The organism is Pseudomonas sp. RT6P73 (assembly GCF_054897715.1).
Window position 1 is genome coordinate 3,454,223 of sequence record NZ_JBUBUV010000002.1, and the last position, 14,990, is coordinate 3,469,212.

Sequence of the window (14,990 nt, forward strand, 5' to 3'; positions counted from 1 at the left end):
GATGCCTGCTATCCCTCTGGAGCATGGTCTGGCGGTTGCCGGCATCCTGTTCTGCCTCGGTCTGGTCGGCCTGATGGTCCGCCGCAACATTCTCTTCGTGCTGATGAGCCTGGAGATCATGATGAATGCCTCCGCACTGGCCTTCATCGTCGCCGGTAGCCGCTGGGGTCAGCCGGATGGACAGATCATGTTCATCCTGGTGATCAGCCTGGCAGCCGCCGAGGCCAGTATTGGCCTGGCGATTCTGTTGCAGCTGTATCGCCGCTTCCACACTCTCGATATCGACGCTGCCAGCGAGATGCGCGGATGAATCTTCTCTATCTGACTTTCGTATTCCCTCTCATAGGTTTCCTGCTGCTGGCGTTCTCACGCGGCCGCCTTTCGGAAAACCTGTCGGCGCTGATTGGCGTCGGTTCCATCGGCTTGTCGGCCATCGTCACGGCTTACGTGATCTGGCAATTCAATGTCGCGCCACCTGAAGGCGGTCACTACACCCAGGTGTTGTGGCAGTGGATGGCGGTGGAAGGCTTCACGCCGAACTTTGCGCTGTACCTGGATGGTCTGTCCCTGACCATGCTCGGTGTTGTCGTCGGTGTCGGCTTCCTGATCCACCTGTTCGCGTCCTGGTACATGCGCGGTGAAGCCGGTTACTCGCGCTTCTTCGCCTACACCAACCTGTTTATCGCTAGCATGCTGTTCCTGGTCCTGGGCGATAACCTGTTGTTCCTGTACTTCGGTTGGGAAGGCGTGGGCCTGTGCTCGTATCTGTTGATCGGTTTCTACTACAGCAACCGCAACAACGGTAACGCGGCACTGAAAGCCTTCATCGTGACCCGTATCGGCGACGTGTTCATGGCCATCGGCCTGTTCATTCTGTTCGCGCAACTGGGCACGCTGAATATCCAGGAACTGCTGGTGCTGGCACCGCAGAAATTCCAGGCCGGCGACTTCTGGATGGTCATGGCCACCCTGATGCTGCTGGGCGGCGCTGTCGGTAAATCCGCGCAACTGCCGCTGCAAACCTGGCTGGCGGATGCGATGGCCGGTCCTACCCCGGTTTCGGCACTGATCCACGCCGCAACGATGGTAACCGCCGGTGTCTACCTGATCGCCCGTACCCACGGCCTGTTTGCGTTGGCGCCGGACATCCTGCACCTCGTCGGCGTTGTCGGCGGTGTGACCTTGGTACTCGCCGGTTTTGCGGCACTGGTGCAGACCGACATCAAACGTATCCTCGCCTACTCGACCATGAGCCAGATCGGCTACATGTTCCTGGCGCTGGGCGTTGGCGCATGGGATGGCGCGATCTTCCACCTGATGACCCACGCCTTCTTCAAGGCGCTGCTGTTCCTTGCGTCCGGTGCGGTGATCGTTGCCTGCCACCACGAGCAGAACATCTTCAAGATGGGCGGCCTGTGGAAGAAACTGCCACTGGCCTACGCCAGCTTCATCGTCGGCGGCGCGGCATTGTCTGCCCTGCCACTGGTGACCGCAGGCTTCTACTCCAAGGACGAAATCCTCTGGGAAGCGTTCGCCAGCGGCAACCACGGTCTGCTTTACGCAGGTCTGGTCGGCGCGTTCATGACCTCGCTGTACACCTTCCGCCTGATCTTCATCGCGTTCCACGGTGAAGCGAAGACCGAAGCCCACGCCGGTCACGGCATCGCTCACTGGCTGCCACTGTCGGTGCTGATCGTCCTGTCGACCTTCGTCGGCGCGATGATCGTTCCGCCGCTGCACGGCGTACTGCCGGAAAGCGTCGGCCATGCCGGCGGCGAAGCCAAGCACAGTCTGGAAATCGCTTCGGGCGCCATTGCCCTGGCCGGTATCCTGCTGGCCGCGCTACTGTTCCTCGGCAAGCGTCGTTTCGTCACTGCAATCGCCAACAGCGGTATCGGCCGCTTCCTTTCGGCCTGGTGGTTCGCTGCCTGGGGCTTCGACTGGATCTACGACAAACTGTTCGTCAAGCCATACCTTGCGATCAGCCACGCACTGCGCAGAGACCCGCTCGACCAGACCATCGGTCTGATCCCGCGTATGGCCAAAGGCGGTCACACCGCTCTGAGCCGTACCGAAACCGGTCAACTGCGTTGGTACGCGGCATCGATGGCAGCCGGCTCCGTGCTGGTCATCGGCGCCATCGTGCTGGTAGCGGTCTGAATATGAACCTTGCGAACTTGCGAAAGGAATTGAGCCCGTCATGATTCTGCCTTGGCTAATCCTGATCCCCTTCATCGGCGGCCTGCTGTGCTGGATGGGTGAGCGCTTCGGCGCTACCCTCCCCCGCTGGATTGCGCTGTTGACCATGACCCTGGAACTCGCGCTCGGCCTCTGGCTGTGGGCCCACGGTAATTATTCATTTGCTCCGGCGCCTGGCGCCGATCCGACCTGGGCGCTTGAGTTCAAGCACATCTGGATCGAGCGCTTCGGCATCAGCGTGCACCTGGCCCTCGACGGCCTGTCGCTGCTGATGATCCTGCTGACCGGTCTACTGGGTATCCTCTCGGTACTCTGCTCGTGGAAAGAGATCCAGCGTCACGTTGGCTTCTTCCACTTGAACCTGATGTGGATCCTGGGCGGTGTCGTCGGCGTGTTCCTCGCCCTCGACCTGTTCATGTTCTTCTTCTTCTGGGAAATGATGCTGGTGCCGATGTACTTCCTCATCGCGCTCTGGGGTCACAGCTCTTCGGACGGCAAGAAAACCCGGATCTACGCGGCGACCAAGTTCTTCATCTTCACTCAGGCGTCCGGCCTGATCATGCTGGTGGCGATCCTGGGTCTGGTACTGGTCAACTTCAACGACACCGGCGTGATTACCTTCAACTACGCCGACCTGTTGAAAACCAAGATGTCGCTCACCACCGAGTACATCCTGATGCTCGGCTTCTTCATCGCCTTCGCGGTCAAGTTGCCAGTCGTACCGTTCCACTCCTGGTTGCCTGACGCTCACGCCCAGGCGCCAACAGCAGGTTCGGTCGACTTGGCCGGTATCTTGTTGAAGACTGCTGCTTACGGTCTGCTGCGTTTCGCCCTGCCGCTGTTCCCGAATGCCTCGGCCGAGTTTGCGCCGATCGCCATGACCCTGGGTCTGATCGGGATCTTCTACGGTGCGTTCCTGGCCTTTGCACAAACCGACATCAAGCGTCTGATTGCCTACTCCTCCGTTTCCCACATGGGCTTCGTGTTGATCGGCATCTACTCCGGCAGCCAACTGGCGCTGCAGGGTGCGGTGATGCAGATGCTGGCGCACGGTCTGTCGGCCGCGGCACTCTTTATCCTCAGCGGTCAGCTGTACGAGCGCACCCACACCCGCGACATGCGTGAAATGGGTGGCCTGTGGTCGAAGATCGCTTACCTGCCGGCCATCAGCCTGTTCTTCGCGGCCGCGTCCCTGGGCTTGCCGGGCACCGGTAACTTCGTCGGTGAGTTCCTGATCCTGATCGGCTCGTTCCCTGGCGCCCCATGGATCACCATCATCGCGACGTCCGGCCTGGTGTTCGGTTCGGTCTACTCGCTGATCATGATCCACCGTGCCTACTTCGGCCCGGCCAAATCGGACGCGGTGTTGCATGGCATGGACGGTCGCGAACTGATCATGGTGGTCGGTCTGGCGGCATTGCTGATTTACATCGGCGTGTACCCGCAACCGTTCCTCGATACCTCTGCTGCGACGATGCATGGCGTGCAGCAATGGCTCGGCACCGCCTTCACTCAACTCGCTTCGGCCCGGTAAGAGCGCTATGGAATTCACGACTCAACACTTTATCGCGCTTGCGCCGTTGTTGATCACCAGCGCCACGATCATCGTGGTGATGCTGGCGATTGCCTGGCGCCGCAACCACTCGCAGACCTTCCTGATTTCCGTGGCGGGTCTGAACCTGGCGTTGCTGTCGATCCTGCCAGCCCTGAAGGTCGCGCCTCTGGCCGTGACCCCGTTGCTGCAGATCGACAGCTTCGCTTGCCTGTACATGGCGCTGATCCTGGTCGCCACCCTCGCCTGTGTGACCCTCGCCCACGCCTACCTCGGCGATGGCGGTTCGGGTTACCCGGGCAACCGTGAAGAACTTTACCTGCTGATCCTGATGGCCGCCGCCGGTGGCCTGGTCCTGGTCAGCGCGCAGCACCTGGCCGGGTTGTTCATCGGTCTGGAACTGCTCTCGGTGCCGGTCTACGGTCTGGTGGCTTACGCCTTCTTCAACAAGCGCTCGCTGGAAGCAGGTATCAAGTACATGGTGCTGTCGGCTGCCGGTTCCGCGTTCCTGTTGTTCGGTATGGCCCTGCTGTACGCCGACTCCGGCAGCCTGAGCTTCGTCGGTATCGGCCAGGCTCTCGCGGCTACGGGTCTGCCAAGCTCCCTGGCGCAACTGGGCCTGGGCATGATGTTGATCGGTCTGGCGTTCAAGCTGTCGCTGGTACCGTTCCACCTCTGGACACCGGACGTTTACGAAGGTGCTCCGGCACCGGTGGCCGCGTTCCTGGCCACCGCGTCCAAAGTCGCTGTGTTCGCGGTAATGGTGCGTCTGTTCCAGATCTCGCCAGCGGCAAGCAGCGGTGTGCTGAGCGACGTGCTGACCATCATCGCCATCGCGTCAATCCTGTTCGGTAACCTGCTGGCCCTGACCCAGAGCAACCTCAAGCGTCTGCTGGGTTACTCGTCCATCGCTCACTTCGGTTACCTGCTGATCGCCCTGGTGGCGAGCAAGGGTCTGGCCGTGGAAGCCATCGGCGTGTACCTGGTCACCTACGTCATCACCAGCCTCGGCGCGTTCGGCGTGATCACGCTGATGTCCTCGCCGTACAACGGCCGTGACGCGGACGCCCTGTACGAATACCGCGGCCTGTTCTGGCGCCGTCCGTACCTGACCGCCGTGCTGACCGTGATGATGCTGTCCCTGGCCGGTATCCCGCTGACCGCGGGCTTCATCGGCAAGTTCTACATCATCGCTACCGGTGTCGAGTCGCACCAATGGTGGCTGGTCGGTTCCCTGGTACTGGGCAGCGCCATCGGCGTCTTCTACTACCTGCGCGTGATGGTCACCCTGTACCTGATCGAGCCGAACCTGCGTCGCCACGATGCGCAACTGCACTGGGAACAACGTGCAGGCGGCGTGATGCTGCTGGCCATCGCGCTGGTGGCATTCTTCCTCGGCGTCTACCCACAACCGCTGCTGACTCTGGTTCAGCAGGCAGGTCTGACGGGCTGATCGCTCGGCGATATCTGGCTACAAACAAAAACGGCACCTTCGGGTGCCGTTTTTGCGTTTTGGGGGATTGCTCTCCCCTTTCTCGGAAAGGGACTTCAACCACATCGGCATCGACTGACATCCGGTTGCCGTTGCTGAGCGCTAAGGTGGGTGAAGAGCTAATCAGGAGCATCCAATGAAGCTAGACATTCTTTCGAGATCGGATAGTGGTTTCGAATTGACCACTCACTCGCCACATAACAGTTTGACCTATCGTCCTCTCGCCTTTGCCGCCTCCAAAGATTCTGGCTATATTTGTCCAGAATATGCGGGAGAAATTATGATCATCGTTCCGTTAGCCGAAGCGAAAAACAATTTGTCCAAGCTCGTCGATGACGCAGCAGCCGGACAGATCATCACCATTGCTAAACATGGTCGAGCCCTTGCCCGACTGGTTCCAGTGGGAAAATCCTCAGCACGCCGTATCGGCGCAATGAAAGGTAAGCTGATCCTGCCTGAAGACTTTGATGCACCGCTGTCGGTCGAAATGCTGGATGCCTTCGAAGGAACTCAAGAATGAGGGTTCTGCTCGATACTCACATTCTGCTTTGGACGCTCGGCGATGACCCCAAGCTATCTGGCAAAGCCAGAAAGCTCATTGAAAACGCTGCTGACATTTACATCAGTGCAGCGACATTCTGGGAAATGGCGATCAAGGTTGGACTGGGAAAGCTAAACGTTGACCTGGAGGAAATCCGGCAGTACAGCCTCGAAAGCGGCTTCATCGAACTGCCAGTAACCTCAGAACACGCCATAGCAGTGAAAGACCTCGAACATCACCACCGTGACCCATTCGACCGGCTGATTGTTGCAACCGCCATGACGGAACCCATGAAGCTACTCACCGCCGATCCATTGGTTGCCAGGTATACAGATTTAGCAATTTTGGTCTAACCGGACCGCACTCCCCCCACTCCTGCCCGACATCCAGAATTCCCTCGCGGATGAATCACCTGCGTCCTACATCCCGATCCTGCCTTTGACTTTAACGTAATGACTTGACCGAATTGGCAGGCACAGCAGCCTTGACCTATTCGATTCTTGTGAAAGAAATATACGCAGGGCACCTTCGGGTGCCGTTTTTGCGTTTGTGGGATTTGTTACTGCTGCCCTCCCCCTCCTTCTGCAATTCCCGAAAGCTCTCGCGGGATTGTCGGTTCCCATGAAAATGCTAAATCTCTTGGAGTCCTTCGTGGGTGCCCTTTTATTGCCCAACCTGTGGCGCGCGGATAAATCGGATTTCCCCTACACCTAAAACAGAATCACCCGGCATTTAAAATTGAGGCTGCTCGCCAAAGTCCCCCGATTTACGAATCGGGACACGAACGTGACTAGACTCATCCCCAAAAGCGAACTCCATGGCCAACGTAGTCAACTACTCGACCCTTACCAAACCATGGAAGAGTTCCGGCAGGCTCTGAATCGCCCCGACGAGCTGCCTGGCTTCGACGATCTGCTAAACGCGTTGGGCCTTCATCGCTCCAACTACCTGCAAGGTGTCAACCAACGAAAACTCATTGATGCGGTCAGTAACGGTGACTGGGCATTGGTAAAGCCGCGTGTTACTGCGGATAACGGCGGTGCCTCCTGGAACGCCTTCAAACCCAAAACCGAGCCAGCACCCGCACAGCATCTGGTACAAGAACATGCCTTCACCCTGCCCAAACCGGCAGAGTCCGGCTTCCACATCGTCCAGACACCCATGACCCTCGAAGCGCTGGAACGCTCGCTGTACGAAATCACACCCAGTGATGTGCTGCGCCGCGAGTTCCGCTCGCTCAATCGCCACCTCGGTGAACACGTAAAACCGGGGCAAATGGTCATTTTCAGCGACTCGCGCAACTACATGTGCCGACGCGAAGAGGCACAGATGATGGCGGCTGCGGAAAAAGTTAATGAAGCGCTGAAAGATCTGACGGATGAAGAGGCTTCGTTCATGGTTGAGCATCATGAGGTGATTGAGCCGTTTTTGGGCGTCTCTTCCGGAGCGTTGGGTGTAGCGTCGTTTATGGTGGGTCAGCAGATGGAAACGCTTAAGAACACGCTTAAAGAACTGGAGCGGTTACACATGGAGCAGTACCGCCAGTATGGCCATCTGAAATCCCCGGATTTTTTTGCGAAACGCAAAAGGCTGATGGCGAAACTGGATGCAGGTTTAGGGCCTTTGGTTCGAAAAGCGACAGGTATTCCAGATCATCCCAAGCTCAAACGCGCACTAGGCTTGTCCACGCGACGGATGGTTCACAACTGGAGCAAGGCTGGAGCACCGACTCAAATGCCGGGTTATGCGACTCATATCGAAGGCGTGGCGCGAGCGTCTAAATACATCAAAGCCGGCGGTTATGTGGCGATTGGTCTAGGTGCTGGTTCAGCGGCAATGAAGATTCACGAGGCATGTCGCACCGGACGCGAGGAGGAATGTCGTCAGGCAAAATATGTGGAGGGCTCGAAACTATCTGGAAACGTTGCAGGCGGAATGATTGCTAGCCGACTGGCGCCAATTGTTGCACAAATGACCTGTGCTGCGATTGGGGTGGGAACAGTGGGTACTGGAGGATTAGCGTGCATGCTTGTTGTGAGCGGTATGCTTGCCGCACAAATGGGAGATAGCGGTGGTCAAGCCGGAGAATTTATCGGCGAAAAACTGTACGAGGTGAACCAGCAATGACCTTTGACCAATTAATTGGCTTATCCGGAGCCCCACTTTTTGTATTGTTTTTTTTGAACTACTTGTTTTCAGCTTACGTAGCAACCCACAAACTAGAAGAAATTCAAAGCCACCTCGCTAACTCTCGCTTCGTCGCATCTCATCGAGGAGATAAAAGTACTGCGTTTATTTTCAAAGTAGGAAGTCTGGAAATTGCATATGCTCTATTAACCTTAAAATTCTTTCGCAATATGGATCCAGGTTCCATTGACGAGGTAGAAAACTTTCCAAAAAAATTGCGCCCTTGGGTAGTCATTCCCGGCCACATCAATGCATTTTGTATCTTGTGGTTTTTTTTAATCCTAGTCTGGATCAATGTTAAGGGTTTTCTGTGATTGCCCCTCATCTTCAGGTCGTCTATCTCTCGAATGCTTGGTTATTCTTTTCTAGGTAATTGCGTGATCTATCTCGGCGGAACCCTCTTTGGGGTATTTGCCTGACAGCAGCGAAACCGATTATCAGCCTTTCAATAAAAACGCGGCCCTTCTGCGCCGCGTTTTTTGTGTCTTCTCAGTCCCGCTGATCAGCCAGCGGGGTCGACGTATCCAACGCCTTGTTCATCGCCAGTTCACCCAACATTATGTCGAATGCTCTCACCGCACGGGTCGACTTGTCCTACAGGTGTTTTTACAACCGGCGTCTACCGTTGAAATCGGGAACGAAAAGGATGGCTTCGATGCCTTGACCAATTCGATTATCGAGACAACACTATACGTAGGTAGCGTACAGAACATGGATGCTCTTTTTATCGAATTACGTATGTTTCAGAAACATCGAGACGATTACCTGGATGACGATCTGTTTCGCAGCTTTCAACTGGAGTTGCTGAGGAATCCGGAAGCGGGCGATCTCATTGAGGACACCGGTGGGCTGCGCAAAATCCGCTTCTGCGATCAACGACGAGGCAAGGGCAAGCGCAGCGGATTACGGGTGATTTATTACTGGTGGTCAGGCTTCGATCAATTCTGGCTGTTCACCGTGTACAACAAAAACGAGCAAGACGACCTGTCGCCCTCCCAGAAAAAAATTTTCAGACAAGCGCTGGAAAGAGAAATCAATACGAGATCCCACTATGAAACGTGACATTTTTTCCGAACTGATGGATGGCCTCGAAGCCCTGGCGGATGAGCGCCAAGGCAAAATCACTTTGCGAACCCACAAGGTTCAGTTGCCAAAACTGGTGCCCATCACTGCAGAGGAAGTGGTAGCCATCCGCCAACAGCTCAACCTCTCCCGGTCTGTATTTGCGATGTATCTGCGCACCAACACCCGAACCCTCGAGAACTGGGAGCAGGGACGGGCAATACCCAATGCCCAAGCCACGACACTGATCCGTCTGGTTGAGCGTTTTCCGCAGACCATCGAACAGCTCGCGGCGCTGACTTGAGTCGCCGCGCGCTGTACCCGCGCACATGACGAAATTGTAATAACCCCATCACCTTGGCGTTATCCGCAGATTGCAACGATGTCACCCGGCGACCACGCGGGTGGGCCCAGCCCTCCCGTCGAACAATAAAACCCACGCCGAAGAACGTTCCAGTTCTGCCGATCCCAAGGAGTGCTTGATGGTTAACAATACAAAAATGTCGATGGCGGCTTTAGCCGTGGTGGTCGGTTCGGGGCCGACCCTGGTGTTTGCGGAAGATAAAGCCGAGGGGTTTATCGAGGGCAGCAGCCTGACGCTGCTCAACCGCAACTACTACTTCAATCGTGATCACCGTGACGGCCAGTCCAGTCCCACCGGCAACGGTTATTCCGAAGCCTGGGCCCACGCCATCATCAGCAAGTTTGAATCCGGGTTTACGCAAGGCACAGTCGGGGTGGGTGTCGATGCGTTTGCGATGATCGGGTTGAAGCTTGATACCGGTGACGGCCGCAACGGAGGCCGCAGTTCGTTTGACGTACTGCCGGTCAACAGTGAAGGTCAGGCGCGGGACGAATACACCAAGGTCGGGGGCGCCGCGAAAGTGCGGGCCTTTGATACGGTGGTTAAAGTGGGCGATGTCTTTCCCGCCAACCCGGTCGTCGCGGCGGGCGACTCCAGGCTGCTGCCGGAAAGCTTCCGGGGTGTCACGGCCACCAATACCAGTATCGAAGGCCTGTCAGTACAGGGCGGTCGCCTGCATGCGATGAGCCAACCGGTTTCCAGCAACATGCGCGAAAACTTCGCGACGTTCTACGCGGGCCCGGTCAATTCGCCGTGGATTGGCTACTTCGGTGGCGACTACGCACTCAACAACAACCTCAGCTTCAGTCTGTATTCCAGTCGTCTCAAGGATGCCTGGAATCAATACTACGCAGGCAGCGCCTGGACTTACCCGCTGTCGGATGACCTGTCGTTGTTCGGCGGCCTGAACTATTACAAGGCTGTCGACGAAGGCAAACAGTTGCTTGGCGAATTCGACAACAACATCTGGAGCGGTCGGATCGGCGTGAAGCTTGGCGCGCACTCCGTGGCCCTCTCGCACCAGCGCAACAACGGCAATGACGACTTCGATTATCTGCGCCAGTCCGATTCGATCTTCCTCGACAACTCCATTCAGTACAGCGACTTCAACTCGCCCAAGGAGCGTTCCTGGATGGTGCGGTACGACCTCGACATGAGCAGCTACGGCGTGCCGGGGTTGTCATTCATGACCCGCTACGCCCGTGGCACCGACGCCGACTATTCCAACGCCAACGCCGTGTACATGCGCCGCGGTGCCGACAGCAATCCGCTGACCGACCAGAAGCGCTGGGAGCGCGACATCGAAGTCAAATACGTGGTGCAGAGCGGCTCGTTGAAAGACATGTCACTGCGCCTGCGTCAGGCCAATACCCGCGCCACCGCGTTCGAGTCGGACCTGGATGAAGTGCGAGTGATTGTCGAATACCCGCTGGCCATTCTCTGACTTCTCTGTTGATGCACATTCACCTTTAGAAGCTCCTTGCTCCTTTGGTAAGAGGTGAATCCTTTGGCGTCCTTCGGGGCGCCTTTTTTTTTGACCCCGCCAGACAACCCCCATAAAAAACCCGACTCATTCAACATGAACCGGGCTATTGGACTATCACATTTCTCAACCACCGCGCTGACGGCAATCCCCCGCCACGCTGTACTTGATTGTATTCAGTTGCCCCTGTGAATCTTCATAAGTCATGGCGGTGGGCACCACAGCACATGCCGCCGCCGGCCGCACAACGCTCACTACCTTGACCACATCAAGTTTCATCCCGTATTCATAGTCTTTAACCACCGGCGCGCGCTTGCCCCGGTCGGCGGCGTATTGCTCCATGGCTGTGGCGTTGGCACTGAGCATTTTCTCGAATGTCCTGTCACCGCCGCCTTCAGCAAATACATTCAGGGACATCGCCATCACCCCGGTGAACACAATCGACTTGATCAATTTCATAGCCTCTACCCTCAAAACAGACTCATAAAAAAGCCCATCATCAGCACTCGATGACGGGCTTGTTCAAGTGCGGCACGCTTACAAGTCTTGGGTCTTGCCCCCCTTTTTTTCATTTGTGACGACAGGATCACGCGCCTGTTCTTTGGCGACGAACAGCTCCATCGAGCGGTCATTGGACGCCATCATTTTTTTGAAGGTTCTGTCGCCGCCGCCTTCAGCCATGGCCAGAGAAGACATCATCAACGCCGCCGCAAACGCACTCACTTGTGCAAATTTCATATTGATTCCTCGTTTAATTAACTAACGGAATCAGGGTAACAATCCGAACCTATCGCCATGGTGGCGGGCAAATTACATATCCGTTATGTGGCACAAAACCTGTGGGAGCGAGCCTGCTCGCGATGACTCAATAACATTCACCATCATTGTTACTTGACCCACCGCTTTCGCGAGCAGGCTCGCTCCCACAGGGAAGAACTATGTAGCGGGTGTTAAGTCCTCCTCACGGCGATGCGCCAGCTGATACAGCGCAGGCAATATCAGCAGCGTCAGAATCGTTGAAGACAAAATCCCGCCAATTACCACAGTCGCCAGCGGACGCTGTACCTCAGCCCCTGTGCCCGTCGCCAGGGCCATTGGAATGAAGCCCAATGACGCCACCAGCGCCGTCATCAACACAGGTCGTAGACGTGTCAGTGCACCTTCGGTAATCGCTTCGCCAAGTGAGCGCCCCTCCTCCCGAAGATTGCGGATGAACGCGATCATCACCAGACCGTTGAGCACTGCCACGCCCGATAGCGCAATGAATCCGACGCCTGCAGAAATCGACAGGGGAATGTCACGCAACCACAACGCCATGACGCCACCGGTCAACGCGAACGGAATCCCGGTGAACACCAACAAGCCGTCCTTGAGGTTGTTGAACATCATGAACAGCAGACCGAACACCAGCAACAGGGCGACCGGCACCACGATCTGCAGCCGCTTGGCCGCCGACTGCAATTGCTCAAACTGCCCGCCCCAGCTCGTCCAGTAACCGGCCGGAATCTCGACACCCTGCTCGATCGCAGCGCCGGCTTCTTTGACGAACGAGCCAATATCGCGCCCACGGACGTTGGCGCTGACGATCACCAGACGCTTGCCGTTTTCGCGACTGACTTGATTCGGCCCGAGCACCAGATCGAGGCTGGCGACCTCCTTGAGGGCGATAAAGCCGATCTGACCGGCACTGCCGTTGAGCGGCGCCGGCACCGGAATCAGCAGCGCCGACAAGCCCTCGATGTCCTTGCGCATGGCATCGGACAGTCGCACTACCATGTCGAAACGCCGGTCGCCCTCATACAACGTTCCGGCCTGACGCCCACCGACCGCCACTGCAATGGTGTCCTGCACATCGCCGACGTTGAGCCCGTAACGCGACGCCCTTTCGCGATCAATGTTGATCGTCAGCACCGGCAGGCCGGTGGTTTGCTCGACCTTGACCTCGGACGCACCGTTGACCTTCTGCATGGCGGCGGCGATCTTTGCCGCCGTGGCGTTGAGTACGGCCATGTCATCACCGAACACTTTTACCGCCACGTCACTGCGCACGCCGGAAATCAGCTCGTTGAAGCGCAACTGGATCGGCTGGGACAGTTCGTAGTTGCTGCCCGGCAGCGTCGCGGCGGCTTTTTGCAATTCGGCCATCAGGGTTTCGCGGGATTTGCCCGGATCCGGCCATTGCTCCTTGGGCTTGAGCATCACGTAGCTGTCGGAGATGTTTGGCGGCATCGGATCGGAAGCGATTTCGGCGGTGCCGGTGCGAGCGAAGACACGCTCGACTTCCGGCACTTTGGCGAGGATCAGGGTTTCCAGTCGCTGCTGCATGTCCACCGATTGCGTGAGGCTGGTACCCGGCACACGCAAGGCTTGCAGGGCGAAATCGCCCTCGCTGAGGCTGGGTACAAACTCGCTGCCCAAGCGGCTGGTCACTGCACCACTGAGCGCAATCACCCCGAGCGCCATGCCCACGGCCAGCGCCCGGTGGCTCATTACCCAGGTCAGCGCCGGCGCGTACATCCGACGTGCACCGCGCATCACCACACCTTCCTGCTCCTTGATCTTGCCAGTCACAAACAGTGCGATGGCCGCAGGGACGAAGGTCACCGACAACAACATGGCCCCCAACAGCGCAATCACCACGGTGAACGCCATGGGGTGGAACATTTTCCCTTCGACTCCGCTCAGGGCAAAGATCGGCAGGTACACGACCATGATGATCAACTGGCCGAAAATCAGCGGTCGGCGCGCCTCTTTCGCCGCTGCAAACACTTCGTGAAAGCGCTCGGAACGGGTCAGCAAGCGCCCGTGATGCTGCTGCGCGTGGGCCAATCGGCGCAGGGTGTTTTCGACGATCACCACTGCGCCATCGACGATGATGCCGAAGTCGAGCGCGCCGAGGCTCATCAGGTTGGCGCTGACCTTGTTGCTGAACATGCCGGTGAAAGTGAACAGCATCGACAGCGGAATCACCATCGCGGTAATCAGCGCCGCACGGATGTTGCCGAGGAACAGGAACAAAATCGCGATCACCAGAATCGCACCTTCCACCAGGTTCTTCTTCACCGTGGCGATCGCCTTGTCCACCAGGTGCGTGCGGTCATACACGGGAACGGCGATCACGCCTTTGGGCAAGGAGCGGTTGATCTGCTCGAGTTTGGCGGCCACCGCCCGGGAAACTGACCGGCTGTTTTCGCCGATCAGCATGAACACCGTACCGAGCACGACTTCGCGACCGTTTTCAGTGGCGGCGCCGGTACGCAGCTCGCGGCCGATGTCCACGGCCGCGACGTCCTTTACCCGGATCGGCGTGCCATCGACATTGGCCATGACGATGTTGGCGATGTCCTCGGTGCTCGCCACCTGACCCGGCGCACGAATCAGCAACTGCTCGCCACTACGCTCGATGTAACCGGCACCGACGTTGGCATTGTTGCGCTCCAGCGCCGTCACCAGATCGGTCAACGTCAGCTTGTAGGCGGCCAGCCGTTTCGGGTCGGGAGCGATCTGATACTCCTTGGCGAACCCACCAATGGTGTTGATCTCGGCGACACCGGGAACATTGCGCAACTGTGGCTTGATGATCCAGTCTTGAATCACCCGCAGATCGGTGGGCGTGTAGGCACTGCCATCATCCTTGAGCGCGCCTTCCTGCGCTTCCACCGTCCACAGGAATATCTCGCCCAGACCGGTGGAAATCGGCCCCATCAGTGTTTCAACGCCCTCGGGCAATTGTTCTTTGGCGACCTGCAAACGCTCGTTGACCAATTGCCGGGCAAAGAACAGATCGGTGCCGTCCTTGAAAATTACCGTGACCTGCGACAACCCCGAACGTGACAGCGAACGGGTCTGTTCCAGCGCCGGCAAGCCGGCCATCGCGGTTTCAATCGGGAAGGTGATGCGCTGTTCGGTTTCCAGCGGTGAGAACCCGGCCGCGCCGGTGTTGATTTGCACCTGGACGTTGGTGATGTCCGGCACGGCGTCGATAGGCAACTTTTGGTAGCTGGCGATGCCGAGGCCGGCCATTAGCAGAACGGCGAGCAGCACGATGATGCGCTGCTCAATGGCAAACTGAATCAGGCGTTCGAACATGAGAACCTTCTCGTCGAGATT

14 protein-coding genes are annotated in these 14,990 nt (G+C 57.5%); 11 read left to right on the forward strand and 3 right to left on the reverse strand.

Annotated features, from left to right (window positions below; all coding sequences use genetic code 11):
* Position 1 precedes the first annotated feature (1 nt).
* The 11 genes from nuoK (at position 2) to ACYZT6_RS16500 (ending at position 10,841) form a co-directional block, all read left to right on the forward strand.
* Complete coding sequence (nuoK, locus tag ACYZT6_RS16450; protein WP_010458852.1) at positions 2–310, forward strand: NADH-quinone oxidoreductase subunit NuoK; 309 nt, start codon at positions 2–4, stop codon at positions 308–310.
* Entirely contained in the window at positions 307–2,160 is a 1,854-nt protein-coding gene (nuoL, locus tag ACYZT6_RS16455) for an NADH-quinone oxidoreductase subunit L (protein ID WP_462027809.1), read from the forward strand. The genes nuoK and nuoL overlap by 4 nt, the downstream gene beginning before the upstream one ends.
* A gap of 40 nt (positions 2,161–2,200) precedes the next feature.
* A complete protein-coding gene (gene nuoM / locus ACYZT6_RS16460) occupies positions 2,201–3,733 on the forward strand; it encodes an NADH-quinone oxidoreductase subunit M (RefSeq protein WP_462027810.1) in 1,533 nt (510 codons plus the stop codon).
* Positions 3,734–3,740: 7 nt separating this feature from the next.
* The gene (gene nuoN, locus ACYZT6_RS16465; RefSeq protein WP_462027811.1) at positions 3,741–5,204 is read left to right on the forward strand and encodes an NADH-quinone oxidoreductase subunit NuoN; all 1,464 of its coding nucleotides are present in this window, start codon (positions 3,741–3,743) and stop codon (positions 5,202–5,204) included.
* A 175-nt stretch (positions 5,205–5,379) separates the two neighbouring features.
* Positions 5,380–5,763, forward strand: coding sequence for a type II toxin-antitoxin system Phd/YefM family antitoxin (locus ACYZT6_RS16470; protein WP_462027812.1), 384 nt, complete (start codon positions 5,380–5,382; stop codon positions 5,761–5,763).
* Entirely contained in the window at positions 5,760–6,137 is a 378-nt protein-coding gene (locus ACYZT6_RS16475; RefSeq protein WP_462027813.1) for a type II toxin-antitoxin system VapC family toxin, read from the forward strand. Before ACYZT6_RS16470 ends, ACYZT6_RS16475 begins: the two co-directional genes overlap by 4 nt.
* Positions 6,138–6,570: 433 nt before the next feature.
* Positions 6,571–7,911, forward strand: a complete 1,341-nt coding sequence (locus tag ACYZT6_RS16480; protein ID WP_462027814.1) for a hypothetical protein — start codon at positions 6,571–6,573, stop codon at positions 7,909–7,911.
* The gene (locus tag ACYZT6_RS16485) at positions 7,908–8,285 is read left to right on the forward strand and encodes a hypothetical protein (protein WP_462027815.1); all 378 of its coding nucleotides are present in this window, start codon (positions 7,908–7,910) and stop codon (positions 8,283–8,285) included. Before ACYZT6_RS16480 ends, ACYZT6_RS16485 begins: the two co-directional genes overlap by 4 nt.
* A 397-nt stretch (positions 8,286–8,682) precedes the next feature.
* Positions 8,683–9,033 carry a toxin gene (locus ACYZT6_RS16490; protein ID WP_403107776.1) on the forward strand — a complete coding sequence of 117 codons (351 nt, stop codon included), beginning with the start codon at positions 8,683–8,685 and terminating at the stop codon, positions 9,031–9,033.
* The gene (locus ACYZT6_RS16495; protein WP_094468064.1) at positions 9,023–9,337 is read left to right on the forward strand and encodes a helix-turn-helix domain-containing protein; all 315 of its coding nucleotides are present in this window, start codon (positions 9,023–9,025) and stop codon (positions 9,335–9,337) included. Before ACYZT6_RS16490 ends, ACYZT6_RS16495 begins: the two co-directional genes overlap by 11 nt.
* Positions 9,338–9,515: 178 nt before the next feature.
* Positions 9,516–10,841 carry an OprD family porin gene (locus ACYZT6_RS16500; RefSeq protein WP_462027816.1) on the forward strand — a complete coding sequence of 442 codons (1,326 nt, stop codon included), beginning with the start codon at positions 9,516–9,518 and terminating at the stop codon, positions 10,839–10,841.
* A gap of 165 nt (positions 10,842–11,006) precedes the next feature.
* Here the strand turns inward: ACYZT6_RS16500 and ACYZT6_RS16505 are convergent, their stop codons facing one another.
* The 3 genes from ACYZT6_RS16505 to ACYZT6_RS16515 all read right to left on the reverse strand — a co-directional run bounded on the left by ACYZT6_RS16505 (position 11,007) and on the right by ACYZT6_RS16515 (position 14,969).
* Entirely contained in the window at positions 11,007–11,339 is a 333-nt protein-coding gene (locus ACYZT6_RS16505) for a DUF2790 domain-containing protein (RefSeq protein WP_462027817.1), read from the reverse strand.
* Positions 11,340–11,417: 78 nt separating this feature from the next.
* Positions 11,418–11,618 (reverse strand): co-regulatory protein PtrA N-terminal domain-containing protein, encoded by a 201-nt coding sequence (locus ACYZT6_RS16510; RefSeq protein ID WP_462027818.1) that lies wholly within the window; start codon positions 11,616–11,618, stop codon positions 11,418–11,420.
* A gap of 198 nt (positions 11,619–11,816) precedes the next feature.
* Positions 11,817–14,969, reverse strand: a complete 3,153-nt coding sequence (locus ACYZT6_RS16515) for a CusA/CzcA family heavy metal efflux RND transporter (RefSeq protein ID WP_462027819.1) — start codon at positions 14,967–14,969, stop codon at positions 11,817–11,819.
* Positions 14,970–14,990: the final 21 nt, after the last annotated feature.